The 201-nt window shown below is 46.3% G+C and carries 1 protein-coding gene; it reads right to left on the bottom strand.

Annotated features, from left to right (window positions below; translation table 11 throughout):
* A partial coding sequence (locus JDF658_RS13855) for an aldehyde ferredoxin oxidoreductase N-terminal domain-containing protein (RefSeq protein WP_278308132.1) occupies positions 1 to 201 on the bottom strand: 201 nt, incomplete at both ends.

The raw sequence follows: 201 nt of genomic DNA, 5'->3' as shown, positions 1-201 counted from the left end.
AGCAATTCAGTAGTTTCCCTGGTATCTCTTCCCCAGAGCTCAGCAGCAGCTTTTATTTGAATCTGGTCATTCTTGATTACTATATATACCGGCTCTGCTGACTTCCCTTTGATATACAGGGCATCGAAGCCACAGCGTTTGAACTTAACCCCCCAGACCCCACCAGCATTGGAATCAAAAATGGTTCCAGTCAATGGCGAC

The sequence above is a fragment of the Carboxydocella sp. JDF658 genome (assembly GCF_002049395.1).
In the GTDB taxonomy this organism is placed as follows: domain Bacteria; phylum Bacillota.
The sequence above is the reverse complement of the archived record's forward strand: the minus strand, read 5'-3'. Positions and strand labels throughout refer to the sequence as shown.